The organism is Flavobacterium facile, assembly GCF_036321945.1.
GTDB lineage: Bacteria > Bacteroidota > Bacteroidia > Flavobacteriales > Flavobacteriaceae > Flavobacterium > Flavobacterium facile.
In genome coordinates this window covers 371,790-396,261 of the sequence record NZ_JAZAYT010000034.1, presented here as the reverse complement: position 1 = coordinate 396,261, position 24,472 = coordinate 371,790, and the positions used below count along the sequence as shown (strand labels likewise).

The following is a 24,472-nucleotide window of genomic DNA, read 5'->3' as shown; positions in this document are numbered from 1 at the left end:
ATCGCATAGTACTAATATTTAACATTTTTTTAACATTTAAAATTTATTATGAATGCATAGTATTTTTTGTTATTTTTACAAAAAATATAAGTAATTATGGAGTTCACACCGATTAAACTAAACACTTTTACGTTTTTTAAATTACCTTCTGCTTTTTGGAGTGGCGTGAGAGTAAAGTCAATTTCACCTGAAATATGTCAAACAACAGTTAAACATGGTTGGTTCAATCAGAATCCGTTTAAATCCATGTATTTTGCAGTGCAAGCAATGGCTGCCGAGTTTACAACTGGTGCTTTAGTGATGTATCGTATCAAAGAAAGTGGAAAAGACATTTCTATGTTAGTGGCTCAAAACAAAGCAGTTTTTACAAAAAAGGCTACTGGAAGAATCACATTTACTTGTAATCAAGGGAATTTAATTGCCGAAGTTATTCAAAAAGCTATTGTTACAAATGAAGGACAAACGGTTTGGTTAACTTCTATTGGCGTAAATGAAAAAGGAGAACAAGTTTCAGAAATGCAATTTGAATGGACATTAAAAGCAAGAAGTAGAAAATAAACATTTGTTAATGTAAGTTAATCTTAGTTAATGTTTGTTGTTAACAGTCAGTATGTTGTAAATTTGTATACTAAATCTTATAGAAATGAACGTATTAATAACAGGTGCTACTGGATTGGTAGGTAATAAACTAGTTGCCTTGCTTCATACAGACAATCATGTAATACATTACTTATCTACTTCTAAATCGAAATTAAAAGACAATCTTAATTACAAAGGCTTTTATTGGAATCCATCTACGGGTGAAATTGATACCAAAGCATTTGAAGATGTTTCCGTAATTATACATTTAGCTGGAGCTTCTATTTCAAAAAAATGGACAACAGCTTATAAAAAGGAAATTATTGAAAGTAGAGTGGAAGGTGCGAATTTAATTTTCGAAACCTTAAAAAAGATTCCAAATAATGTCACACGATTTATTTCTGCTTCGGCAGTTGGTATTTATCCAAACGATTTAAATTATATCTATCACGAAAATAATACTCAAATTGACGATTCATTCCTTGGTGAAGTGACACAACTTTGGGAAGAAAGTGCCGAACAATTTAAATCGCTGTCAATTTCTGTATCAATTGTCAGAATTGGTGTTGTTTTTGCCAAAGAATCAGGCGCATTAGTTGAAATGACAAAGCCAATTAAATATGGTCTTGGAGCTGTTTTATCATCTGGTAAACAATATGTTTCTTGGATACATGTTGATGATTTGGTTGGCATTTTTAAATTTATTTTAGATACAAATTTAAAAGGTGTTTACAATGCCGTTTCTCCTTATCCAATAAGCAATGAAGAATTAACAAAAGCTATCGCCAAAACGATTAACAAACCTTTGTTTCTGCCAAATGTGCCAAAATTTATGTTGAATTTACTTTTAGGTGAAATGCATATTATTTTAACAAGTAGTCAAAACGTAAGTTGTAGAAAAATATTAGATGCTGGTTTTCAATTTCATTTTGCATCGTTGAATAAATCGTTACAGAATCTTCTGAAATAATAGTAAAATAGACTAAAAATAAAAAAGTGTTACGTTTCATTTAACGTAACACTTTTTAGTTATATAATTTAAGATGAAATAAATTATGATTTACTTTTCCAAATTTAAATAATTGATTTGGAAGAAACTCTTAAAGAAATATTAAATTTTCTTCTAAAACTCCTTAAATAAAAAAATAAAGTACTGACAATGTGTCATAAATTAAAGAATGGCAACACTTTTGCAATCTGAATTTGAAAATAAAATATACAATCATGAGTCAAGAAAATACTGAAAACATCGAAAAGGAAATCATTCAGGATGAAAATGTGGTAGAAAACCAAGATGTTCAAGAAAATAATGAACCAGAAGTGTCAGTTGAAGATCAATTGCAAGAGCAAAAAGATAAATTCATAAGACTTTACGCAGAATTTGAAAATTACAAAAAAAGAACTTCAAAAGAACGTGTTGAATTGTTTAAAACAGCTGGGCAAGAAATTTTACAATCAATGTTACCAGTATTAGATGATTTCGATAGAGCTTGGGCTCAAGTGTCTCAATCAGAAGATGAAGCTTTGGTAAAAGGAGTAGAATTAATTCATGAAAAATTAAAATCAACTTTAATGTCAAAAGGATTAGAAGTTGTTGAAATAAAAGCAGGTGATGCATTTGATGCTGATTTTGCTGAAGCTATTACTCAAATTCCAGCTCCAACTCCTAAATTAAAAGGGAAAATTGTTGATGTAATTGAAAAAGGTTACAAATTAGGTGACAAAATTATTCGTTTTCCAAAAGTAATCTTAGGTAATTAATTTTGTTTCAAGTTTAAAGTTTCAAGTTTGGTAAAACCTGAAACAAAAATGACTTGAAACCTGAAACTAAAAAAAATGAGTAAAAAAGATTTTTACGAAGTATTAGGAATAGCAAGAAATGCTTCTCCTGAAGAAATAAAAAAAGCTTACCGAAAAAAAGCAATTAAATATCATCCAGATAAAAATCCAGGTGATGAAACTGCTGAAGAAAACTTTAAAACTTGTGCAGAAGCATATGAAGTTTTAAGTGATCCAAATAAAAAAGCTAAATACGACCAATATGGTCACCAAGCCTTTGATGGTAATGGTGGTTTTGGCGGTGGTCATCATATGAACATGGACGATATTTTCAGTCAATTTGGAGATATTTTCGGTGGTGGTTTCGGCGGATTTGGCGGAGGCGGAGGCGGAGGTCAACGCAGAATGAAAGGAAGTAATTTGCGTATTAAAGTAAAACTTACTTTAGAAGAAATTGCCAATGGTGTAGAGAAAAAAGTAAAAGTTAAACGTAAAGTTCAAGCAGCTGGTGTAACTTATAAAACGTGTTCTACTTGTAATGGTCAAGGTCAAGTAATGCGTGTGACAAACACTATTTTAGGTCGTATGCAAACTGCAGCAACTTGTCCTAATTGTGGTGGAGCCGGACAAATGATTGACAGTAAACCTGCCAATGCTGATAGTCAAGGTTTTATTACAGATGACGATACGGTTTCAATTAAAATTCCTGCTGGTGTTGTTGATGGTATGCAATTGAAAGTTTCTGGAAAAGGAAACGATGCGCCAGGAAAAAATAGTATTCCAGGTGATTTAATCGTAGCTATTGAAGAAATTGAACATGAGTTTTTAAAGCGTGAAGGTGAAAATTTACATTACGATTTATATGTAAGTTTCCCAGAAGCAGCTTTAGGAATTTCAAAAGAAATAGAAACGGTTTCAGGAAAAGTTCGTATTAAATTAGAAGAAGGTATTCAATCAGGAAAAATTCTTAGATTAAAAGGAAAAGGAATTCCAAGTTTAAATAGTTACGGAAATGGAGATTTACTAGTTCACGTAAATGTTTGGACACCAAAAACCTTAAACAAAGAACAAAAACAATTTTTCGAAAAAATGATTGAAGACGAAAACTTTATTCCAAATCCGGAAAAGTCTGATAAATCGTTTTTTGAAAAAGTGAAAGATATGTTCTCATAAATAAAAAATATTTCATACATTTGATAATCAGTTTTTTAATGAAGCTGAGGTTTTTTTCATAGCAATTTTTCCCATCCTAATTTTTTAAAGTAAGGATGGGATTTGTTTTTTAAAATCAGTTGAGTTTTTATTTACTTTAATGTTTGAAAAAAATGTAACAAAATCCCTATATTCTATACTAACTAAGAAAAGAAATACTATATAATGAATAATATTTTAGAAGTTAAAAACGTAGTGAAACAATATGGCGATTATACCGCGCTAAATTCCGTTTCATTAAATGTTCCTGAAGGAAGTATTTATGGTTTATTAGGACCAAATGGAGCTGGAAAAACCTCATTAATTCGTATCATCAATCAAATTACTTTGCCAGATGCTGGTGAAATTATTTTAAATGGTGAAAAACTAAATCCAAATCATATTTCAATGATTGGCTATATGCCTGAAGAACGTGGTTTATATAAATCCATGAAAGTGGGCGAGCAATGTTTGTACTTGGCGCAATTAAAAGGCATGAGCAAACAAGAAGCTAAAAAACAGCTTAAATATTGGTTCGAAAAGTTTGAAATTGAAACGTGGTGGGACAAAAAACTGCAAGAACTTTCTAAAGGTATGGCGCAAAAAGTACAATTTATTGTCACCGTACTTCACAATCCAAAATTATTAATTTTAGATGAACCTTTTTCTGGTTTCGATCCTGTAAATGCGAATTTAATTAAGGATGAAATTATCGAATTAAACAAAAAAGGAACGTCAATAATATTTTCTACACACCGTATGGAAAGTGTTGAAGAAATGTGCGATTACATTGCTTTAATTCATAAATCGAATAAATTAATCGAAGGTAGATTAGAAGATGTAAAACGTGAATTCAGAACAAATACGTTCCAAGTTGGAGTAATGACTCAAAATGTAGAAGGTTTAATGTATCAGTTGACTCAAAAGTTCACTATCGGGCAAACCGACTTCAAATCATTGAATGACGATTTAAAACTAGAAGTGCAATTAGGAAATCATACTACAAATGAACTATTGTCTATTTTATCTCAAAACGGACAAGTAACACATTTCGCTGAAAAAATTCCAAGTGTAAACGATATTTTTATTCAAACTGTTAGTTAATTACAATTGCAATAGAAAAATCAATATAAATAGATTCGTCACTTCGAGTGATTTTTTGTTTCTCGTTTTTTGAGAACGAGAAACGAAAATTGTATCGAGAACTAAAATAAATATAAGTTGCTTTACAATTTTTATAATTTGAAACCAAAACAACTTTAAACTTGAAACAAAAAATAAAATGAACAAATTAGTATTAATCATACAAAGAGAATTTATTGCCAAAGTGCGCAACAAATCTTTTATCGTAATGACTTTTTTAAGTCCACTTATTTTCTTAGGAATGTCGTTTTTAATTGGCTATTTATCTAGTATCAATAAAGATGAAGCGACTAAAATTGCGATTTACGACCAAGGAAATATTTTAAAAAGCAGCTTAAAATCGGATAAAGAAACGGCTTATACAGATTTGTCTGCGATGCCTTTTAATGTGGCGAAAGATACTGCAAGTAAAAGCTACGAAGGTTTATTGTTTATTCCAAAAACAGCCACTATTCAGGATTTAAAATCTAAAGTAGAATTTATTTCTGATGAAAGTGCCAGTGCCGAATTTATAATAAATGTCGAAAATAAAGTAGATTCTATCTTAACTCAAGATAATTTCAAAACGAATAATTTAGACGTTGTTAAAATTGAAAAAGCAAAAGTTGAATCGTCATTAAAATTGAGTAAATATTCTGGAGACGTTAGTTTAAAAGGAATTAATGAAATTAAAATCGGATTAGGTTTTCTTTTTGGATACTTAATTATGATGTTCATTATCATTTACGGAAACTTTGTGATGAGAAGTGTCATTGAAGAAAAAACGAACAGAATTATCGAAATTGTTATTTCATCAGTGAAACCGTTTCAGTTAATGATGGGAAAAATTATTGGAAATTCATTAGCAGGAATTTTACAATTTACCATTTGGGCCATAGTTGGAACTTCAATTTTCTTTATTGTTTCCACCTTTTTTGGAGGCGAAACCGCTGCAAGTACAATGGCGAAAACCAATCCAGAAGCAGTAAAATTAGCCGCTGAAAATAGTGGTTTAATGGCAAAATTGCCTTTGTATTTAGATGAATTAGGAAATTTACCAATAGCCACAATCATCATTTCATTTATTTTCTATTTCATTGGTGGTTATTTCTTATACAGTTCTTTATATGCTGCAATTGGAGCAGCTGTTGACAACGAAACCGATTCACAACAATTTTTATTACCAATTATAATGCCTTTAATGTTAGGGGTTTATATCGGATTTTTCACCGTAGCAAGTGATCCACATGGAAATATTGCGACTATTTTTTCTATGATTCCTTTCACGTCACCAATTGTGATGCTGATGCGAATTCCGTTTGGCGTGCCAACTTGGCAAATAATTGTTTCTTTGATCTTATTATTTGGTACATTTGTTGGAGTAGTTTGGTTCGCCAGCAAAATTTACCGAGTAGGTATTTTAATGTATGGTAAAAAACCAACTTGGAAAGAATTATATAAATGGTTGAAATATTAAAAATAGTTTAAAAGGTTTTAGTTTAAAAGTTTAGAAGATATGGATTTTTTAGTTTATGGGTTACCAATAATTTTAGCTTTTAGTTTTATTTATTCAAATTATATAATTAAAAAAGCTGAGAAAAAGTTAGATTTTGAATTTGTTAATAAATTACAAGTAATTAAAGAAAAAGATAGAAAAAAAATATTTTTGTTTTTGTTTTTTCCTATTTATTATACTTCTATAAAAACGATTTTAAATAAATTTGAAATAGATTTTTACTTCATTATTGCTTTTGTTTTTCTAATTATTTTTCTAATTCTATTTTTGTCCTACAAAAAATATAATAACTTTAAAAATCAAAACTTTCCAAATGATTTTTTAAAAGAAATTATAAAATCTGAAACAATTAAATTAATTGGAATCGTTTCAGTTTTTGTCTTTATTTTTATATCATTTTAATTAAAAAGTTTATGAGAATTCTCTAGCCTTTTACCTTAATCCATTACCTTAAAAATCGAATGAGTAAAATCCTTATCATAGAAGACGAAGCGCCAATTAGACGCGTTTTAAATAAAATATTATCGGAAGAAAGCGATACGTATTTGGTGCAAGAAGCCGAAGATGGTTTGCAAGGTGTTGAAATGGTTAAAAACGAAGATTTCGATTTAATTTTGTGCGATATCAAAATGCCAAAAATGGACGGAGTGGAAGTTTTAGAAGCTATCAAAAAAATCAAACCTGAAATTCCAATGGTGATGATTTCTGGTCATGGTGATTTAGAAACTGCTGTGAACACCATGCGTTTAGGTGCTTTTGATTATATCTCGAAACCACCAGATTTGAACCGTTTGTTAAACACGGTTCGTAACGCTTTAGATAAAAAACAATTAGTGGTAGAAAACAAAATTCTTAAAAAGAAGATTTCTAAAAACTACGAAATGATTGGCGAGAGTGAAGCGATTTCTCATATTAAAACTATGATTGAAAAAGTAGCACAAACCGATGCTAGAGTTTTAATTACAGGTCCAAACGGAACGGGTAAAGAATTAGTCGCACACCAATTACATGATAATAGTAATCGTGCTTCGCAAGCAATTATTGAAGTCAATTGTGCTGCGATTCCATCAGAATTAATTGAAAGTGAATTATTCGGACACGTAAAAGGTGCATTTACTTCTGCCGTGAAAGACAGAGCAGGAAAATTTGAAGCTGCCAACGGTGGAACTATTTTCTTAGATGAAATTGGCGATATGAGTTTGTCGGCGCAAGCCAAAGTGTTGCGTGCTTTACAAGAAAATTTAATTCAAAGAGTTGGTGCGGATAAAGATATTAAAGTCGATGTTCGTGTTATTGCGGCAACAAATAAAGATTTAAAATTAGAAATTGCAGAAGGTCGTTTTCGTGAAGATTTATATCACAGATTGGCCGTAATTTTGATTAAAGTTCCAGCTTTAAATGATAGACGTGATGATATTCCAATGTTAATTGAACACTTCACAACTAAAATTTCTGAAGAACAAGGAAACGCTAAAAAAATCTTTTCAAAAGAAGCGATAAAGTTATTACAAGAATACGATTGGACAGGAAATATCCGCGAATTAAGAAACGTAGTGGAACGTTTAATCATCTTAGGAAACCATGAAATTTCAGAATCAGATGTGAATTTATTTGCTTCTAAATAATTTCTTTACTTTAAAATACAGAAAGAGATTCGCAAAATGATTGTGAATCTCTTTTTTTGTTTTTCTTTATGTATCTTTGCACACACTTTAGAGAATTTCTTCGAAATAAAAATACAAAATGCAATTAAAAAAAATAAACCCACTTTTACAGGAAGCATTAATTGAAAACGGTTTAATTGAAGCCAACGAAATGCAACAAGAAACTTTTTCAACTATAAAAAGTGGTGCTGATGCGGTGATTCAATCCGTAAAAAAATCAGGAAAATCTACGACCATTGTTTTAAATGTGATTCAACGATTGGAAAAACAATTTATGGAATCTCCAAGAGCTTTAATTGTTGTAGAAACAAAAGAAAAGGTTTTGGAAATGGTTGAAATGTTTAAAAAATACAACCGTTACACGCAATTACGAGTGTATGGCGCACATGATAAAGGTGATATGGATTGGGACAAAAACCAAATTTCTTTAGGAATTGATGTTTTAATCGGAACGCCAAATCGTTTAGATTTAATGTTTGCCACTGCCGGATTTGATGTAAATAAATTACTTATGTTTATTGTTGACGACGCCGATATTTTGTTTAAACTTAGATTAGATGCGAAAACCAATCGAATGTCAGAAAGTATTTCTAAATCACAACGATTGATTTTCTGTAACAAAATTTCTGATAGAGTAGAAGCGGTTGCTGATAGAACAATGATTGAGCCACTTTTCTTCGAGATGGAAGATTAGAAACATTCCAATGCAAAAAATAAAGTTACTTTTAAAAATTTTAGTTTCCATTTTTGGAGGTTTATATCTAATCATTATTGGATTATTATATTTCAATCAGGAATCTTTGTTTTTTCATGCGAATAAATTAGAAAAGAACCATCATTTTACTTTTTCAGAGAACCACCAAGAAATTACCATTAAAACTCCTGACAATATTCATTTACACGGACTTTTGTTTAAAACAGAAAAACCAAAAGGATTAATTTTCTATTTGCATGGAAATGCTGGAACAGTTGAAACTTGGGGAAGTATCGCTTCAAACTATACTAATTTAGGTTACGATATTTTTATTTTAGATTATAGAGGATTCGGAAAAAGTGAAGGTGAAATTTCTAGTGAAGCGCAATTGTTTTCAGATATTTCTTCATCATACAATCAATTGAAAAAACAATATAAAGAAGAAAATATAGTTATCACTGGATATTCTATTGGTTCTGGAATGGCAGCTTATTTAGCATCAAAAAACAATCCTAAATCACTTATTTTACAAGCGCCATATTATTGTTTAGAAGATTTAGCAACGGATAAATTCCCAATTGTCCCCAATTTTGCGATAAAATATAAAATCCCAACTTTTGAATTTATAAAGAAGGTAAAATCTCCAATTTATATTTTTCATGGTGATATCGATTATGTGATTCCGTACGAGAATTCATTGAAATTAAAAACTAATTTAAAATCAAATGACAAGTTGTTTTCTCTTGAAAATCAAGGTCATTTGGGTATTAATGAAAATGATACATTTCTATTCGAATTGAAAGAAATTTTAAAATAAAAATTTAATTTTCATTGACACATTGTTAATTGACTAATTGACTAATTATCCTATCTTTGCACCTCGAAAATCCAAATACAAATACATGGGACTTATTAAAATTTTTTCTGGAAAAGAAAGCATTGCCAAAAATTTACAAACGGTTATTGAAAAAGGTAATGTAACTGTTACACAACGTGAAAACAAACAAAATTCTGGAAGTGCAGCAATTATTGAATTATTTATTGAAGAAGACGATTTTATGAAAGTTCGCGATGCTATCGAGGATTTTAAAATGAATATGTAAATTAGTGAAGAGCCAAGTAAAAAGAGCCAAGTAAAAAGGATTTAGTAATTTTCTTTTTTACAAAACCTTTTAATCTTCTAAACACATAAACTTATAAACAGAAAAAATGATTACAGTTAACGATATAGCCGTAGAATTTGGCGGAACAACCCTTTTTAGCGATGTAACTTTTGCTATTAACGAGAATGATAAAATTGCCCTTATGGGTAAAAATGGTGCAGGAAAATCGACATTATTAAAAATTGTGGCAGGTGAAAGTAAAGCAACTCGTGGTACAATTTCTGCGCCTGGAGATGCTGTAATTGCTTATTTGCCTCAACATTTATTGACTTCAGACGATTGTACCGTTATGGAAGAAGCATCAAAAGCTTTTGCTGATGTTTTAGATATGAAAAAAGAAATTGACGAAATTAATGAGCAATTAACGGTTCGTACAGATTATGAAAGTGACGAGTATATGAAGTTAATCGAACGCGTATCGGAACTTTCTGAAAAATTCTATTCTATTGAAGAAGTGAATTATGAAGCGGAAGTAGAAAAAGTTTTAAAAGGTTTAGGTTTTGAACGTGAAGACTTTACTAGAAATACTTCTGAGTTTTCTGGTGGTTGGAGAATGCGAATTGAATTGGCAAAAATCCTATTGAAAAAACCCGATTTAATTCTATTAGATGAGCCAACCAATCACATGGATATTGAAAGTATTCAGTGGTTAGAGGATTTCTTAATCAATCAAGCGAAAGCGGTTATGGTAATTTCTCACGATAGAACTTTCGTAGATAACATTACCAATCGTACTATTGAAGTGACTATGGGACGAATTTACGATTATAAAGCGGTGTATTCTCATTATTTAGAATTACGAAAAGACAGAAGAATTCACCAACAAAAAGCTTACGACGAACAACAAAAATTCATTGCCGATAATCAGGCGTTTATTGATCGTTTTAGAGGAACTTTTTCAAAAACAGAATCCGTACAATCTCGTGTGAAAATGTTGGAAAAAATTGTTCCAATTGAAGTGGATGAAGTGGATACTTCTGCCTTAAAATTAAAATTTCCACCTTCGCCACGTTCAGGACAATATCCTGTGGTTGTGGAAGGTTTAAGAAAAAAATATGGTGATCACGTAGTTTTTGACGATGCCAATTTAGTTATCGAACGTGGACAAAAAGTGGCTTTCGTAGGTAAAAATGGGGAAGGAAAATCGACGATGATTAAAGCTATCATGAAAGAAATTGATTTTGATGGTGGAAAATTAGAAGTAGGTCACAATTCTCAAATTGGATATTTTGCTCAAAATCAGGCTTCGTTATTAGACGGTGATATGACTATTTTTGAAACGATTGATCAAATTGCAGTTGGAGATGTTCGTACGAAAATTAAAGATTTATTGGGTGCTTTCATGTTTAAAGGTGACGACATTCAAAAGAAAGTTAAAGTATTATCTGGTGGAGAAAAAACACGTTTGGCTATGATTAAATTATTATTAGAACCCGTAAATGTTCTGATTTTGGATGAGCCTACGAATCACTTAGATATGAAAACAAAAGATATCATTAAAGATGCGTTACGTGATTTTGATGGAACATTAATCTTAGTTTCTCACGACCGTGATTTCTTAGATGGTTTAGCTACAAAAGTTTTCGAATTTGGAAACAAGCGTGTGAAAGAACATTTTGAAGATATTAAAGGTTTCTTAGCACACAAGAAAATGGAAAACTTAAGAGAAATTGAGAAATAGTAATTAATAAGAAATAATTAATTGATAAAAAAAAGCTCCAGATGGAGCTTTTTTTTATGCGTTTTTGTAATGTTTAAATGGAAATAATAACATTCCGAAACATTCGCCTTTGTCTTTTCCTAAATGTTTGTGATGCATTTTGTGCGCTCTTCTTAAAGCTCGTGCATATTTGTTATTGGCATTTCTAAATAACTTAAAACGTTGATGAATGAAGATATCGTGGACTAAAAAATAAGTTAATCCGTAAGCGAAAATTCCTAATCCGATTGCTAAACCAATTTCTAAAATTCCGTTTTGCCATAAGAAGAAAAATGTCATACTTACGACTGCATAAAATATAAAAAACGTATCGTTTCTTTCAAACCATGAATCATGATCTTTTTTATGATGATCCGCGTGTAAGTTCCATAAAAAGCCGTGCATAACGTATTTGTGCGTAAACCACGCCATAAATTCCATTCCGAAAAAAGTCAGTATAAATACTATAATATATAACCACATAATTTTATTTTTTTAATTTAAATTGTCAACTTCGTAAATCTCAAATCGTAAATCGTAATTTACAATAAATTTAATCTATATTTTACATAACAACGCGCTAGAAGTTCCGCTTTTTGATAATTTGGTACTCTAATTCTGGTGTTTTTTATTTCTGCTGAAGGCGTTGCTTTTAAACGAGTAAGTAATCTTTTATAATAACGGTAAGCCGTATATACTCCGAATTTAGCTTCAATTGGTAAACGTAAAATGCCTTCATAAGCTAATTTGAAATCGTTTTCAATATCTTCAATGATTTCTTTTTTTGAAGATTCTGTTAGCTTTGTTAAATCGGTATTTGGAAAATAGGTTCGGTTTAAACCTTCAAAATCGGCTTTTAAATCTCTTAAAAAATTCACTTTTTGAAAAGCAGAACCTAATTTCATGGCAGAATCTTTCAAATCATTGTATTTTTTTTCATCTCCATTTACAAAAACCATCAAACACATTAAACCAACAACATCAGCGCTTCCGTAAATATATTCGTGATATTCTTCTGTTGTTTTGTATTCTTGTTTCTCCAAATCGAGTTTCATACTTTTCATAAAAGCATCAATTAATTCTCGTTTGATATGGTGTCTGTTTACGGTATGTTGAAACGAATTTAATATCGGATTTAAACTAATTTTATTTTTAATGGCATAGTCTAATTCGATTTCAAATTTTTCAAAAAGTTCCGATTTATTATAGTCGTGAAAACTATCAACAATTTCATCGGCAAAACGTACAAATCCATAAATGTTATAAATATCTTGACGGATAGATGGCGCCAACATTTTCACAGCAGATGAAAAAGAGGTGCTGTATGCTTTTGTAACATGTACGCTACATTCGTAAGAAACGGTGTCAAATAATGCCTTCATTTTATTGATATTTTTGTATTAATTGTGCGACTAATTTCCCTGATATTAATGCTGGTGGAACTCCCGGTCCCGGAACAGTTAATTGCCCGGTGAAATATAAATTTTTAACTTTTTTGCTTTTCAAATTCGGACGTAAAACAGCAGTTTGTAACAATGTATTTGCCATTCCGTATGCGTTTCCTTTATATGAATTGTATTCTGATTTAAAATCGTTGACACAAAATGATTTCTTAAAGATAATGTTTTTACGAATGTCTTGTTTAGTGATGGCTTCAAATCTTGAAATTATTTTTTCAAAGTATATTTCTCTAAGTGCTTCATTGTCTTCTAAATCGGGCGCAATTGGTACTAAAAAGAAGCCGTTTTCGCAACCTTCTGGTGCAGTATGTTCATTTGTTATTGATGTGAAATTTGCATAAAACAAGGGTTCTTCTGGCCATTTCGGATTGTCGTAAATATCAATAGCATGTTTTTCAAAATCTGAATCGAAAAATAAATTATGATGACAAACGTTTTGTAACTTTTTATCGAACCCAACATAAAACAATAGGGAAGAAGGGGCAAATGTTTTTTTATCCCAATATGCTTCAGAATATTGACGGTTTTCTTTTGGTATTAAGGTTTCTGTATGATGATAATCAGCTCCAGAAAGTACGATATCAGCATTTAAAATTTCTTTATTTATTTTGATTCCGACAGCTTTATTATTTTCTACTATGATTTCTTCAATGTTTGCATTGGTTTGATACGTAACACCTAATTCTGTTCCAAGCTTAATCATGGCTTCAATCACATCGAAAAAGCCATTCTTTGGTTGCCAAGTTCCTAATCCGAAATCGGCATAATTCATAAAGTTATAAAAAGAAGGTGTGTCTGAAGGTTTTGCACCTAAAAACAGCACAGGAAATTCTAAAATTTGTTGTAAGTTTTTATTTTTAATTTTCTTTCGAACATCTCTTTTAATGTTGGAAAAAAACTGATCTAATTTTAAGGCAGTTTGTGGAGTTATCAATTCTAAAATACTTTCTCCTGGTCGGTAAACCAAATCTTTTATAGCAATTTCATAATTGCTTTTTGCGTTAGAAATGAATTTTTCTAATTGTTTTCCACTGCCTTTTTCTATTTTCTCGAAGTCGGAAATAATCGTATTCAAATCGTCTGAAACATCAAAATGTTCGTTGTTCTCAAAAAACACTCTATAACCTGGAGATAACTTTTCTAAACTATAATAATCTGAAGGTTTTTTACCAAAATCAGCAAAAAAACTTTCAAAAACATCAGGCATCCAATACCAAGATGGCCCCATGTCAAAAGTAAATCCTTTTTCAGAAAATTGTCTGGCACGACCACCTAAGCTGTTATTTTTTTCAAATACAGTAACATTATTTCCTGCTTTAGCTAAATAACAAGCAGCTGCTAAAGATGAAAAACCAGATCCTATTATTTGTATTGTTTTTGGCATATATTTTTATTTATAAATTTTGACAAATATAGGTTTATAGTGTAGCAATAAAATCGTGAATATTTTCAATTGATTTAATGTTTTTAGGTAGTTTCTCGTTTTCTAAAGTTTTAGCTTTTCTTCCGAAAATAAGTAATTCATTAGTATTATCTTTTAAAATGGTATTGTTGAAATCGTTTAAGTAATTATCAATTTCATCTTCATTTGGTTCTACCGTTAAGTACGTTATATAGGTTATCTTTTTGAAATGATTGTTAAGTTCTATTAAATTTTCAATAGGTAAACTTCTACCTAAATATACAGAATGATGTCCTTTGGTAATGATTTCATGGTGTAGAAATAATAAACCTAAATCGTGTATTTCGTTGAAAGGTAAGTATAATATATAGGTTTTGTCAGATATATCTTTTTGTGAAATTTGATATTTCTCTATTTCAATTAATATTTTTTGTTTTATTAGATGAGAAATAAAATGTTCATGTGCTGGTGTTATGGTGTTGGTAGTCCATAAAACACCAATTTCTTCTAATAATGGAATAAAAGTTTCATAAAATATTTCACTAAACTTTTTGTTGCTTAAAAGCTCATTATAAGTTTTAACAAATAGAGACTGATCAAAATTTAACATGGCCATTTTAAAATTACTTAAAACATGGTTGTTTATTGTTTTCTCAGTTTGAATTTTTAAAACAAATTTTTCAATTTCTTCTTGATTAAGTTTAGAGATTTTAGAAATTTTATAGCCAAAATCTGTAAGCAAAACAACATTTAAAAGTTTTTGTAAATTTCGAACATCATATGATCTAATATTGGTATCAGTGCGCATAGGTTCTAGCAAGTCATACCTTTTTTCCCAAATTCGGATGGTATGTGCTTTGATACCTGAAAGGTTTTCTAAGTCTTTAATGCTGAATGTAGATTTTATATTGTTCATCTTTTTCTTCAAAAGTTTAAACAAATATATGTAAAAAAATCAAACGAACTATAAAAAAAGAAAAAATCCTGATAAAACAAGATTTTGTAAGTGATTAAAATGGGATTCGAAACTCAAACCAAATTTACATAATTACGATTTAATAAGTCAAAGTGGTCGCAATTACAAAGAAAATACTTTTGTACAGTTCTTAAAATCCATTTTTACAGATTGATAATTTGCAAAGTGTATGACACGGTAAAGTAATACACTATGTTAGCGATTCTTGAAAACGATATGAAGATTAAAATGGAAAATCTTTAATTCAGAGTGTCATAACTGTTTTGCATCACAAACACTTTAATATTTGTCAATGTTTATTTGGATTACACTTAATTGAAAATTTATTTTGCAAAACTATTGCAATTGTAGCATCTGAAAAAAAACAGCTATTGTTATGAGTTTATTTAAACCCGAGTATATTTGAATAACAACAGGAGAGAAGAGTCGTTTAAAAGATGATATGCTTCATCCAAATAAAGAATACAATATTGTAGTTTTTCCAAACAAAAGTGAATATGAAGATTGGTATAATAAACCAACAGGATTCAATTTTATTGGATATAAAATTGAAGTAAATAATTGGCTTGAAAATTCTGATTACAAAACTGGAACTGATTTAGCAGGTGTCTATATTGATTTAATTAAGCCTATTTAACCATGTGTTTAAAAACTTATATGATTTATATGTTGTAAATCGACGTAACTATAAATTTATTTTATAAAAAAAACTATACATTTGTAGTTTAATATTGAACAGTTATATGGATTTTACTACCGCAATACTTATAGCGGGATTTCTGCTGGTGATTGTATTTCTAATTTGGAAACTTAAAGCTTCTGAAAGCAATAGAGAAGAATTGCAACAGAAATTCACTACGTTGGAAACTAAAGTAAATGGTTTACAACTAGATAGTTTAGAATCTCGATTAAATCCACATTTATTTAAAAACATTCTGAATTCCATTCAGTCTCATGCGTATCAAACTTATTTTGCCTTAGATAAATTGGCGAATGTGTTGGATTATATTTTATATGACAGTCAGCAAAAATGGGTAACACCCAAAGATGAAATCGCTTTTGCTTTAAATTTGATTGAGATTAATAAAATCAAATTAAGTCCGCTTTTTGAGTTAACGGTAAAAACTAAAATTAACGAAAATGAAAAGTTGCTGGAAGAAGCATTATTGGCACCTTTATTATCTATAGATTTAATTGAAAATGCTTTTAAACATGCCGATTTACAAAGTCCTGACGCATTCATTACCGTAATTTTTGAATTTAAAAATGATTGCTTTATGTTAACGGTTTCGAATAAAGTATCGGATAAAAAAGCGATGAAAAAAGACCGTAGCGGTTTAGGTACGAATACACTCGACCAACGTTTAAAGATTATTTACAAAAACCAATACAAACTCGACCGATTGGTAGAAAACAACATTTATACTGCTCATTTAAAAATAAATCTCCTTGACCACAAAACTCAGATGCATACTGCTGGATGATGAACTACCAGGATTAACCTATTTGAAAATGCTTTGCGAAGAAATTGAAGCATTGGAAATAGTTAAAGTGTTTAATAATCCAGAAAAGTTACTTGAAGAAATACCTTTAATACCTTTCGATTTGTGTATTACCGATATTGAAATGCCGGGCATGGACGGTTTAACATTGGCCAGCCAACTTCAAAACAAATTGGTCATTTTCACCACAGCATATAAAGATTACGCCTCAGAGGCTTTTGATATTGATGTGGTAGATTATATTACGAAACCTGTTACCAAAGAACGCTTGCAAAAAGCAGTCCTGAAAGCCATTGACAAACATAAAAGCCATCTTCAAAACAATGCTTTTATTACTTTGAATACCGATAAAGGAAAAGGAATTGTTTACATCAATCAGTTGGCTTATATAAAAGCTGCGGAGCAAGATAGTAGGGATAAAGAAGCATTTCTTTCCGATGGAAGTGTGGTGCTTCTGAAGAATATAAATTTCGTAACGTTATTACACCAACTTCCCGAAAATGTTTTTTGTAGGGTCAATAAAAAAGAAATAATTGCGATTTCTCAAGTGAAGCATTACACACATAACGAAATCACACTTTCATTGCAAGATAAAACGGATGCTTTTATTCGAGTGGCGTTGAGTGAAACGTATAGTGGTGGGTTTTTGAGGTTGGTTGGGGTTTAGATTTTGAGAGATTTGGTAAAAGGGATAAGTGGATTACCGAAGTGGTTTGTGTGATTTTTTTTGCACGCAGATTTAAAGGATTAAAAGGATTTTGGTTTGCGTTTAGTTTGTCATCCTGAACTCGTTTCAGGATCTTACACAATCCACTTCCACAATTCAAAATTCACCGCTACCGTGCTAATACTTTTAAACCTTTCAATCTGCGTGAAATCCCTCATCGCAATACAAAGAAAATTTTCAGCGTAACCATAACCACAATACAAAGAAACAACAATCCGATAAATCTGCGTTCCTATCTTATGTGGTCTTTGTTGAGCGGAGCGACTTTACCCACAATCTAACCTATGTTCCTATGTGTTTAAAAAATTTTATTACAAAGTTTCCCCATCTTATTACAATACATTAAAAAGGATTTTCATACTCCAAAAACACTTCCCATATTTGTATCAAATTAGTGATAATCGAAATTTAAAAAGTATGCAAAAGTTAAAGAATTCGTTTTTTTATTTGGTAATTATAGGTGGGTTTTCAACATTAATCTATGCTATAATTAGCAATGGGAAAAAGTTAGAGGAAGGTCAGAATATAGTTCCACATGTTACTAATTCAAATCATTGGGATGATTTTTTGGTTACCATGCAACATAATTTGCAACATCCGTTATCGATACTATTGATTCAAATTATCACTATTATTTTAGTGGCGCGTTTGTTTGGCTGGTTGTGTAGAAAAATTGGGCAGCCATCTGTTGTAGGAGAAATAATTGCAGGTATTGTTTTAGGACCTTCTTTAGTTGGTATGTATTTCCCAGAGGTTTCGGGATTGTTATTTCCGAAAGAATCGTTAGGGAATTTACAATTTTTAAGTCAGATTGGTTTAATACTTTTCATGTTCGTAATTGGTATGGAACTCGACCTAAAAGCCTTACGAAACAAAGCACACGATGCAGTTGTGATTAGTCACGCCAGTATTATTATTCCGTTTGCTTTAGGAATGGGATTGGCTTTTTATATTTATAAATCATTTGCTCCTCAAGGTGTTGAATTTACTTCATTCGGATTGTTCTTAGGAATTTCGATGAGTATTACCGCTTTTCCTGTTTTGGCAAGAATCGTACAAGAAAGAAACATTCATAAAACCCGATTAGGAACGATTGTAATTACTTGTGCTGCCGCCGATGATATTACGGCTTGGTGTATTTTAGCAGCTGTTATTGCGATTGTAAAAGCAGGTTCTTTTACTAGTTCGTTATATGTAATTGGTTTGGCACTTTTATATGTGTTGCTAATGTTGAAAGTAGTACGACCTTTTTTAAAACGCGTTGCCGATATCAATAAAACCAAAGAAAGTTTGAATAAACCTATTGTGGCTATTTTCTTTTTGACTTTATTATTATCTTCTTATGCTTCAGAAATTATTGGAATCCACGCCTTATTCGGAGCGTTTATGGCGGGTGCGATTATGCCAGAAAGCGCGAAGTTCAGAACCATATTTATTGAAAAAGTGGAAGACGTTTCAGTGATTTTATTATTGCCTTTATTTTTTGTATTCACAGGTTTACGTACCCAAATAGGTTTGTTGAATGATGTAAGTTTATGGCAAATGACTGGTGTTATTATATTAGTAGCTGTGGTTGGTAAATTTTTCGGAAGTGCGCTAGCTGCGAAATTTGTAGGACACAATTGGAAGGACAGCTTATCCATTGGAGCATTAATGAATACCAGAGGTTTAATGGAATTGGTAGTTCTAAATATTGGTTACGATTTAGGTGTATTGTCTAATGAGATTTTTACCATGATGGTCATTATGGCTTTAGTTACAACCTTTATGACAGGTCCAGCTTTAGATTTAATTAATTATGTATTTAAAACGAAAACAAGTTTTGTTCCTGAAACTATTGGAGATAAAAGTAAATACAAGGTTTTAATTTCATTTGACACCGCTAATAAAGGGAAAAAATTGCTGAAAGTAGCGAATGGTTTAGTAAAAAAACAAACGGAAAACACTGTAGTTACAACAATGCATTTAGGAATGAGTTCGGAATTACACTCATTTGATTTGAAACATTATGAGAAAGATACTTTCTTACCCATCTTAGCCGAATCAGAAGTTTTAGATCAGAAAGTATTTACCGTTTTCAAATTGTCCAACGATATCAATTCCGATATTATTGAAACCGCTAATCAAGGCGAATATGATTTATTGTTAGTAGGTTTTGGTCAGTCTATTTTTGAAGGAACGCTATTAGGTAAAGTATTAGGATTCACGTCTCAAATCATCAATCCTGATCGATTTATTGACAAATTAACAGGGAAGGAACGCTTGTTTGAAAATTCTCCTTTCGATGAAAATACCCGACAAATTATCGCGAATACTAAAATGTCAGTTGGAATTTTAGTAGATAAAGGTTTAGAAAAAATTGAAAATATTTTTATTCCAATATTTGGTAAAGAAGATGCCTTTTTATTAGAATATGCTCAAAAAATGATTCACAATAATGGTTCTCAGATAGTTATTTCAGATGTATTAGAACAGGTGAAAAGTAATATTACGATTCAAGAAAGTGTTCGTGCGATTGAACAAGTAGCTCCAAATCACATTATGATTATGCAAGATAGAACTATCAGAAAAGAGTTCTTAGACCAACAAGATCTAATGATAATTAGTTTAGATAGTTGGAAAAAACAAGTAGATGCACAAAGCGTTTGGTTGAACAATACACCAACTATTTTAATTGTAAAACCTTAATGTGTTAGAATAATGAAAGTTATGTTTTTAGTCCTTTTGTTTTCTGTTGTAAGTATTGCTCAAACAGAAGAAAAAGTAAAATCAGAAAATAAAATCGAAGCCGGGTTTGAAGGAATTTTAGGTTTGTCTTATAATGAAAGAATTGTTGCACTTCATGTGGGTGGACCAAGTTTTAAATATAAGTTAAGTAGCAACTTTAAAATAGGAATGGGTGCTTTTCCATCTTTAATAATGTTAGATGATAAAGTGATGCCGAGATTGGGTTTTTCACCAATAATCGAATATAAAAAATGGAACTTTATTGCGCCATATTACGGTTTTGATTCTAAAAATAGCCAATTATGGTCTTTCGGATTGGGTTATAAATTTTCATAAACAAATAAGTTAACATTATTTTTTGCTCTTTATATTTTAAAATCACATTTATGTTAGTTTTAAAAATATATCTCTAATTTTGCAATAAATATAACAACCATCCTTTTGAAAAATATCTTAATAATTGATGACGAAGAAAAACTTCGTGGACTTCTTGGTCGAATTGTAAAATCAGAAGGATTTGAAGTCATTGAAGCACCAGATTTAAAATCAGGTTTAAAAAAATTGGAGCAAAACAATATTGATGTAGTGCTTTGTGATGTAAAACTTCCAGATGGAAATGGGGTTGATTTTCTTCAAAAAATAAAAGCTAATTTTCCACTTACAGAAGTGATTCTTTTAACGGCTTATGGCAATATTTCAGATGGCGTTCAAGCTATGAAAAATGGCGCTTTTGATTATATTGTAAAAGGCGATGATAATGACAAAATTATTCCATTACTCTACAAAGCAATTGAAAAAGTACAATTACAAAAGAAAGTAAAACAACTCGAAAAAAGAATTTCTGATACCTATTCTTTCGATACAATTATAGGTAAATCTAAAGCCCTTGAACAAGTTATTGATTTGGCTAAAAAAGTAGCAAAAACCAACTCAACCGTGTTATTAACTGGTGAAACGGGAACTGGAAAAGAAGTTTTTGCACAAGCCATTCACGAAAATAGTACACACGCCAATAAATCATTTGTGGCTCTAAATTGTAGTACTTTCAGTAAAGAGATTTTAGAGAGTGAATTATTCGGACACAAGCAAGGTGCGTTTACTGGAGCTACAAAAGACAAAAAAGGATTTATAGAAGAAGCCAATGACGGAACTCTTTTTCTAGATGAAATTGGAGAAATGCCTTTAGAATTACAAGCTAAATTACTTCGTGTGTTAGAAACCAATCAGTTTATTCCAATTGGTGATACAACTCCAAAAAAATCAAATTTCCGTTTAATTGCTGCTACTAATAGAAATTTAAAGGAAGAAAGCGAAGCACATCGTTTTCGTTCCGATTTGTATTTCCGATTAAATATTTTTGAAATCAATATTCCACCATTACGAGAACGGGTTAAGGATATTGCACCTTTAGTTCATTTCTTCGTAGATAAATTTTCGTCTTCTATCAACAAAAAAACTTTACAAGTAGATGATAACTTTCTTCACAAATTAGAAGTATATCATTGGCCTGGAAATGTACGTGAGCTAAAAAATGTGATTGAAAGAGCCGTAATATTAGCTAATGGCGACATATTAACCGTTGATGTTCTGCCTTACGAAATGCAACATCAATCGGATAATTCTACCAAATCGATGTCGGCGTTTTCTATGAATAGTGTGGAAAAATTACATATTCAAAAAGTTTTAAATCATACCAAAGGTAATAAAGCTGAAACTGCCAGATTGCTCGAAATTGGTATTGCTACTTTATATAGAAAATTAGACGAATATAATATTCAATAGAACATCTTATCATTTTAATAAAAGCCTATCATTTTGATAGGCTTTTTTATTGGCATGAACTTGTGTAAGAACTAATATCTAATTGTTTTACAGTGGTTTACTTGTTTTGTTTTATTTATGGAATACATTTTGGCAGTAGCGATGAAGAATAAATAAATTCATCACTATGAAAACTAAAATAAAAACCATTTACAAACAAGCCGAACGTTTTGCAGAGCTTACCAACAAAGCTATTGTTTCGGGAAACATTTCAAGAGCAAAGAAACTCTTAAACATTGCTGAAAATCTTTTAGTAACAGGAAGTAAGGAAACTCAAGAAGTGATTGCAACGGTTTACATCTATTCTGTTTCCTCATTCATGGAAATTCGCCATTGTAGCATTTCAAATTTATTTCCTAAAACTCTAAAAGCAGAATATGTGAAGCAAATTAATGCCATTTCCGCTTAAATTCTAATTTTAAATCCATTATATGATAAGTACAATTCTCTTACTCGCATTAGGAATTTTCCTTTTTGCAATCTTTTTTAAATCGGTCGAATTTTTTGAAAAAATTTAAATTATGATAGCACTATTTATTGTCGCTTTAGCCGTTTTTGGCTATTTGGTTTATGTTTTAATTAAACCTGAAAAATTTTAAAATGAACAAGGCAAATCTTAAAGAAATTATACTAATTGCTTTTGCATGGTTATTAGCATTTGCGATGGTTTACTTTGTTTATATGAAAGCCAAAATTTTATTAAATAACAAATAATTAATTATGAACACAGAAATTTTTGGAGTCGTAACAGTTTTTCTTCTAACTATAGTTTTAGCTATTCCTGTTGGAAAATATATAGCAAAAGTATATTTAGGAGACAAAACGTTTTTAGATTTCATTTTTAATCCCATTGAACGCTTTATTTTTAAAATAAGTGGTATCAATGATAAAGAAGAAATGAATTGGAAACAACATCTAAAAGCACTTTTAAGTGTCAATTTAGGATGGTTTATTCTTTGTTTTTTTGTTTTACTTTTTCAAGGAAATTTACCACTCAACCCAGATGGAAATCCTTCAATGAGTCCCGATTTAGCTTTTAATACAGCTATTTCATTCGTAGTAAATTGTAATTTACAGCATTATTCTGGTGAATCAGGCTTGTCTTATCTAGGACAATTAATGTTGATGTTTTTACAATTTGTTTCAGCTGGTGTAGGAATGGCAGCTGCAGCAATGGTTTTCAACGCCATGAAAGAAAGAACAACCGAACATTTAGGTAATTTCTATAATTACTTTATCAAAAGTTGTACTCGTATTTTATTACCACTTTCAGCCATTGTTGCTGTTGTATTGATTTTCAGTGGCACACCAATGACATTTGAAGGTAAAGATAAAATTACAACTTTACAAGGTGATACTGTTGAGGTTTCTCGTGGTCCAGCAGCGACATTTATTAGTATTAAACATATTGGTACAAATGGAGGTGGTTTTTTCGGAGCGAATTCGGCACATCCTTTAGAAAACCCAACGTACCTTACTAATGCAGTGGAACTTTGGGCGCAACTAATTATTCCATTTGCCATGATTTTTGCTTTAGGATTTTATCTTAAAAAACGAAAATTATCTTACGTCGTTTTTGGAGTAATGACAATCGGTTTCTTACTCTTAGTTATTCCAACCATGACATCCGAGTTAAACGGAAATCCAGCTATTGAAAGAATGGGAATTACCCAAACTACAGGAGCTATGGAAGGTAAAGAAGTGCGATTTGGTCCTGCTATTTCAAGTTTTTGGAGTATTGCTACAACAGTAATTTCAACAGGTTCAGTAAATAGTATGCACGACAGTTCTATGCCAATCTCTGGTTCCATGCAATTATTGTCTATGATGGTAAATGCCTTTTATGGAGGCTGTGGAGTAGGTTGGTTGAACTTTTATATTTTCATCATTCTTGCGGTATTTATTTCGGGCTTAATGGTTGGTAGAACGCCTGAGTTTTTAGGAAAGAAAATCGAAGCTCGAGAAGTTAAAATTGCGGCTTTTATTGCGATTCTTCATCCGTTATTGATTTTATCTGGAACAGCTTTAGCTTCTTATTTTGCTGCTAATGATACTCCAATGGGGTATTGGTTTGGCGGAAATGCAACAGGTTGGCTAAATAATCCAGGTAATCACGGGTTTTCAGAAATGTTATATGAGTTTACCTCAAGTTCTGCCAATAATGGTTCTGGTTTTGAAGGTTTAGGTGATAACAATCCGTTTTGGAATATCACAACAGGAATTGTATTACTATTAGGAAGATTTTTACCAATTATCGGTCCACTTGCGATTGCTGGATTATTAGCTAGTAAAAAATACATTCCAGAAAGTGCAGGAACTTTAAAAACAGATACGACTATTTTCGGAATTATGGTTTTCGCTGTAATTGCAATTATTGCGGCACTTTCTTTCTTTCCCGCTTTGGCTTTAGGTCCATTAGCAGAATATTTTACAATAAAATAATTTTAATA

The 24,472-nt window shown here is 30.8% G+C and carries 25 protein-coding genes; 21 read left to right on the top strand and 4 right to left on the bottom strand.

Going from position 1 to position 24,472, the window contains the following annotated elements; all coding sequences use genetic code 11:
• The first annotated feature begins 96 nt into the window (after window positions 1-96).
• The 11 genes from UEQ13_RS12300 to UEQ13_RS12250 all read left to right on the top strand — a co-directional run bounded on the left by UEQ13_RS12300 (window position 97) and on the right by UEQ13_RS12250 (window position 11,389).
• On the top strand, window positions 97-558 hold the full coding sequence (locus UEQ13_RS12300; RefSeq protein WP_329806641.1) for a DUF4442 domain-containing protein: 462 nt from the start codon (window positions 97-99) through the stop codon (window positions 556-558).
• 85 nt (window positions 559-643) lie between these two features.
• Entirely contained in the window at window positions 644-1,549 is a 906-nt protein-coding gene (locus UEQ13_RS12295; RefSeq protein ID WP_329806640.1) for a TIGR01777 family oxidoreductase, read from the top strand.
• 254 nt (window positions 1,550-1,803) lie between these two features.
• Window positions 1,804-2,340 (top strand): nucleotide exchange factor GrpE, encoded by a 537-nt coding sequence (locus tag UEQ13_RS12290; protein ID WP_329806639.1) that lies wholly within the window; start codon window positions 1,804-1,806, stop codon window positions 2,338-2,340.
• 75 nt (window positions 2,341-2,415) lie between these two features.
• Window positions 2,416-3,531, top strand: coding sequence for a molecular chaperone DnaJ (dnaJ, locus tag UEQ13_RS12285; protein ID WP_329806638.1), 1,116 nt, complete (start codon window positions 2,416-2,418; stop codon window positions 3,529-3,531).
• Between the two features lie 204 nt (window positions 3,532-3,735).
• Window positions 3,736-4,653 carry an ABC transporter ATP-binding protein gene (locus tag UEQ13_RS12280; protein ID WP_329806637.1) on the top strand — a complete coding sequence of 306 codons (918 nt, stop codon included), beginning with the start codon at window positions 3,736-3,738 and terminating at the stop codon, window positions 4,651-4,653.
• Window positions 4,654-4,831: 178 nt separating this feature from the next.
• Window positions 4,832-6,148, top strand: coding sequence for an ABC transporter permease (locus UEQ13_RS12275; RefSeq protein ID WP_329806636.1), 1,317 nt, complete (start codon window positions 4,832-4,834; stop codon window positions 6,146-6,148).
• A 500-nt stretch (window positions 6,149-6,648) separates the two neighbouring features.
• Window positions 6,649-7,812 (top strand): sigma-54-dependent transcriptional regulator, encoded by a 1,164-nt coding sequence (locus UEQ13_RS12270; RefSeq protein ID WP_329806635.1) that lies wholly within the window; start codon window positions 6,649-6,651, stop codon window positions 7,810-7,812.
• Between the two features lie 118 nt (window positions 7,813-7,930).
• On the top strand, window positions 7,931-8,545 hold the full coding sequence (locus tag UEQ13_RS12265; protein WP_329806634.1) for a DEAD/DEAH box helicase: 615 nt from the start codon (window positions 7,931-7,933) through the stop codon (window positions 8,543-8,545).
• 10 nt (window positions 8,546-8,555) lie between these two features.
• A complete protein-coding gene (locus UEQ13_RS12260) occupies window positions 8,556-9,362 on the top strand; it encodes an alpha/beta hydrolase (RefSeq protein WP_329806633.1) in 807 nt (268 codons plus the stop codon).
• Between the two features lie 85 nt (window positions 9,363-9,447).
• A complete protein-coding gene (locus UEQ13_RS12255; RefSeq protein WP_329806632.1) occupies window positions 9,448-9,648 on the top strand; it encodes a DUF2007 domain-containing protein in 201 nt (66 codons plus the stop codon).
• A 106-nt stretch (window positions 9,649-9,754) separates the two neighbouring features.
• Entirely contained in the window at window positions 9,755-11,389 is a 1,635-nt protein-coding gene (locus UEQ13_RS12250; protein WP_166124754.1) for an ABC-F family ATP-binding cassette domain-containing protein, read from the top strand.
• Window positions 11,390-11,443: 54 nt separating this feature from the next.
• Here UEQ13_RS12250 and UEQ13_RS12245 read toward each other — a convergent pair whose 3' ends face one another.
• The 4 genes from UEQ13_RS12245 to UEQ13_RS12230 are packed head-to-tail and all read right to left on the bottom strand — an operon-like array spanning window position 11,444 to window position 15,185.
• Window positions 11,444-11,890: a sterol desaturase family protein gene (locus UEQ13_RS12245; RefSeq protein ID WP_329806631.1), complete on the bottom strand. Its 447-nt coding sequence runs from the start codon at window positions 11,888-11,890 to the stop codon at window positions 11,444-11,446.
• A 59-nt stretch (window positions 11,891-11,949) separates the two neighbouring features.
• The gene (locus UEQ13_RS12240; RefSeq protein WP_329806630.1) at window positions 11,950-12,789 is read right to left on the bottom strand and encodes a phytoene/squalene synthase family protein; all 840 of its coding nucleotides are present in this window, start codon (window positions 12,787-12,789) and stop codon (window positions 11,950-11,952) included.
• Window position 12,790: 1 nt separating this feature from the next.
• Complete coding sequence (locus tag UEQ13_RS12235; RefSeq protein ID WP_329806629.1) at window positions 12,791-14,251, bottom strand: phytoene desaturase family protein; 1,461 nt, start codon at window positions 14,249-14,251, stop codon at window positions 12,791-12,793.
• Between the two features lie 34 nt (window positions 14,252-14,285).
• Window positions 14,286-15,185 carry a MerR family transcriptional regulator gene (locus UEQ13_RS12230; RefSeq protein WP_329806628.1) on the bottom strand — a complete coding sequence of 300 codons (900 nt, stop codon included), beginning with the start codon at window positions 15,183-15,185 and terminating at the stop codon, window positions 14,286-14,288.
• Window positions 15,186-15,487: 302 nt separating this feature from the next.
• Here UEQ13_RS12230 and UEQ13_RS15525 point away from each other — a divergent pair, with 302 nt between their 5' ends.
• The 10 genes from UEQ13_RS15525 (at window position 15,488) to kdpA (ending at window position 24,464) form a co-directional block, all read left to right on the top strand.
• Entirely contained in the window at window positions 15,488-15,625 is a 138-nt protein-coding gene (locus UEQ13_RS15525; RefSeq protein WP_407934662.1) for a DUF6371 domain-containing protein, read from the top strand.
• 62 nt (window positions 15,626-15,687) lie between these two features.
• A complete protein-coding gene (locus tag UEQ13_RS12225; RefSeq protein ID WP_329806627.1) occupies window positions 15,688-15,882 on the top strand; it encodes a hypothetical protein in 195 nt (64 codons plus the stop codon).
• Window positions 15,883-15,988: 106 nt separating this feature from the next.
• A complete protein-coding gene (locus UEQ13_RS12220; protein WP_329806626.1) occupies window positions 15,989-16,729 on the top strand; it encodes a histidine kinase in 741 nt (246 codons plus the stop codon).
• A gap of 28 nt (window positions 16,730-16,757) precedes the next feature.
• Window positions 16,758-17,414, top strand: a complete 657-nt coding sequence (locus UEQ13_RS12215; RefSeq protein WP_329806625.1) for a LytR/AlgR family response regulator transcription factor — start codon at window positions 16,758-16,760, stop codon at window positions 17,412-17,414.
• 477 nt (window positions 17,415-17,891) lie between these two features.
• Window positions 17,892-20,162 carry a cation:proton antiporter gene (locus tag UEQ13_RS12210; protein WP_329806624.1) on the top strand — a complete coding sequence of 757 codons (2,271 nt, stop codon included), beginning with the start codon at window positions 17,892-17,894 and terminating at the stop codon, window positions 20,160-20,162.
• Window positions 20,163-20,174: 12 nt separating this feature from the next.
• Window positions 20,175-20,537: a hypothetical protein gene (locus tag UEQ13_RS12205; RefSeq protein WP_329806623.1), complete on the top strand. Its 363-nt coding sequence runs from the start codon at window positions 20,175-20,177 to the stop codon at window positions 20,535-20,537.
• A 105-nt stretch (window positions 20,538-20,642) separates the two neighbouring features.
• Window positions 20,643-21,983 (top strand): sigma-54-dependent transcriptional regulator, encoded by a 1,341-nt coding sequence (locus tag UEQ13_RS12200; RefSeq protein ID WP_329806622.1) that lies wholly within the window; start codon window positions 20,643-20,645, stop codon window positions 21,981-21,983.
• A gap of 166 nt (window positions 21,984-22,149) precedes the next feature.
• Complete coding sequence (locus UEQ13_RS12195; protein WP_329806621.1) at window positions 22,150-22,431, top strand: DUF7674 family protein; 282 nt, start codon at window positions 22,150-22,152, stop codon at window positions 22,429-22,431.
• Between the two features lie 112 nt (window positions 22,432-22,543).
• Window positions 22,544-22,621 carry a K(+)-transporting ATPase subunit F gene (gene kdpF / locus UEQ13_RS12190; protein WP_091314114.1) on the top strand — a complete coding sequence of 26 codons (78 nt, stop codon included), beginning with the start codon at window positions 22,544-22,546 and terminating at the stop codon, window positions 22,619-22,621.
• Window positions 22,622-22,742: 121 nt separating this feature from the next.
• Window positions 22,743-24,464 carry a potassium-transporting ATPase subunit KdpA gene (gene kdpA, locus UEQ13_RS12185; protein ID WP_329806620.1) on the top strand — a complete coding sequence of 574 codons (1,722 nt, stop codon included), beginning with the start codon at window positions 22,743-22,745 and terminating at the stop codon, window positions 24,462-24,464.
• Window positions 24,465-24,472 lie beyond the last annotated feature (8 nt).

What these genes read in the sequence shown, in the direction of transcription:
- UEQ13_RS12300 (WP_329806641.1), top strand. Translation starts at nt 97, where the DNA reads ATGGAGTTCACACCGATTAAACTAAACACTTTTACGTTTTTTAAATTA.
- UEQ13_RS12295 (WP_329806640.1), top strand. Translation starts at nt 644, where the DNA reads ATGAACGTATTAATAACAGGTGCTACTGGATTGGTAGGTAATAAACTA.
- UEQ13_RS12290 (WP_329806639.1), top strand. Translation starts at nt 1,804, where the DNA reads ATGAGTCAAGAAAATACTGAAAACATCGAAAAGGAAATCATTCAGGAT.
- dnaJ (WP_329806638.1), top strand. Translation starts at nt 2,416, where the DNA reads ATGAGTAAAAAAGATTTTTACGAAGTATTAGGAATAGCAAGAAATGCT.
- UEQ13_RS12280 (WP_329806637.1), top strand. Translation starts at nt 3,736, where the DNA reads ATGAATAATATTTTAGAAGTTAAAAACGTAGTGAAACAATATGGCGAT.
- UEQ13_RS12275 (WP_329806636.1), top strand. Translation starts at nt 4,832, where the DNA reads ATGAACAAATTAGTATTAATCATACAAAGAGAATTTATTGCCAAAGTG.
- UEQ13_RS12270 (WP_329806635.1), top strand. Translation starts at nt 6,649, where the DNA reads ATGAGTAAAATCCTTATCATAGAAGACGAAGCGCCAATTAGACGCGTT.
- UEQ13_RS12265 (WP_329806634.1), top strand. Translation starts at nt 7,931, where the DNA reads ATGCAATTAAAAAAAATAAACCCACTTTTACAGGAAGCATTAATTGAA.
- UEQ13_RS12260 (WP_329806633.1), top strand. Translation starts at nt 8,556, where the DNA reads ATGCAAAAAATAAAGTTACTTTTAAAAATTTTAGTTTCCATTTTTGGA.
- UEQ13_RS12255 (WP_329806632.1), top strand. Translation starts at nt 9,448, where the DNA reads ATGGGACTTATTAAAATTTTTTCTGGAAAAGAAAGCATTGCCAAAAAT.
- UEQ13_RS12250 (WP_166124754.1), top strand. Translation starts at nt 9,755, where the DNA reads ATGATTACAGTTAACGATATAGCCGTAGAATTTGGCGGAACAACCCTT.
- UEQ13_RS12245 (WP_329806631.1), bottom strand. Translation starts at nt 11,890, where the DNA reads ATGTGGTTATATATTATAGTATTTATACTGACTTTTTTCGGAATGGAA.
- UEQ13_RS12240 (WP_329806630.1), bottom strand. Translation starts at nt 12,789, where the DNA reads ATGAAGGCATTATTTGACACCGTTTCTTACGAATGTAGCGTACATGTT.
- UEQ13_RS12235 (WP_329806629.1), bottom strand. Translation starts at nt 14,251, where the DNA reads ATGCCAAAAACAATACAAATAATAGGATCTGGTTTTTCATCTTTAGCA.
- UEQ13_RS12230 (WP_329806628.1), bottom strand. Translation starts at nt 15,185, where the DNA reads ATGAACAATATAAAATCTACATTCAGCATTAAAGACTTAGAAAACCTT.
- UEQ13_RS12225 (WP_329806627.1), top strand. Translation starts at nt 15,688, where the DNA reads ATGCTTCATCCAAATAAAGAATACAATATTGTAGTTTTTCCAAACAAA.
- UEQ13_RS12220 (WP_329806626.1), top strand. Translation starts at nt 15,989, where the DNA reads ATGGATTTTACTACCGCAATACTTATAGCGGGATTTCTGCTGGTGATT.
- UEQ13_RS12215 (WP_329806625.1), top strand. Translation starts at nt 16,758, where the DNA reads ATGCTTTGCGAAGAAATTGAAGCATTGGAAATAGTTAAAGTGTTTAAT.
- UEQ13_RS12210 (WP_329806624.1), top strand. Translation starts at nt 17,892, where the DNA reads ATGCAAAAGTTAAAGAATTCGTTTTTTTATTTGGTAATTATAGGTGGG.
- UEQ13_RS12205 (WP_329806623.1), top strand. Translation starts at nt 20,175, where the DNA reads ATGAAAGTTATGTTTTTAGTCCTTTTGTTTTCTGTTGTAAGTATTGCT.
- UEQ13_RS12195 (WP_329806621.1), top strand. Translation starts at nt 22,150, where the DNA reads ATGAAAACTAAAATAAAAACCATTTACAAACAAGCCGAACGTTTTGCA.
- kdpF (WP_091314114.1), top strand. Translation starts at nt 22,544, where the DNA reads ATGATAGCACTATTTATTGTCGCTTTAGCCGTTTTTGGCTATTTGGTT.
- kdpA (WP_329806620.1), top strand. Translation starts at nt 22,743, where the DNA reads ATGAACACAGAAATTTTTGGAGTCGTAACAGTTTTTCTTCTAACTATA.